At 70.0% G+C, this 277-nt stretch carries 1 protein-coding gene; it reads right to left on the bottom strand.

The genetic code is table 11. The annotated features are described in order from the left end of the window. Positions 1 to 277 (bottom strand): methionine adenosyltransferase domain-containing protein (locus ACLJNW_RS24765; protein WP_410961296.1); only part of this gene is annotated, 277 nt, incomplete at both ends.

Here is a 277-nt window from a genome sequence, read left to right as displayed (position 1 = left end):
CGGCTGGGCCACGCCGATGGCGTAGGAAACCTGGATCTCGCAACGCTCGGCGAGGCCGGCGGCGACGATGTTCTTCGCCACGTAGCGGCCGGCGTAGGCGGCGGAGCGGTCGACCTTGGACGGGTCCTTGCCGGAGAACGCGCCGCCGCCGTGGCGGGCCATGCCGCCGTAGGAGTCGACGATGATCTTGCGTCCGGTCAGGCCGCAGTCGCCGACCGGGCCGCCGATCACGAAGTTGCCGGTCGGGTTGATGTGGAACTGGGTGTCCTTGTGCAGC

This window comes from Salmonella sp. SAL4457 (assembly GCF_046548235.1).
Classification (GTDB): Bacteria; Pseudomonadota; Gammaproteobacteria; order Enterobacterales; family Enterobacteriaceae; genus Salmonella; species Salmonella enterica.
Note: the sequence above shows the minus strand (reverse complement) of the source record. Positions and strands in the feature narration are given on the sequence as shown.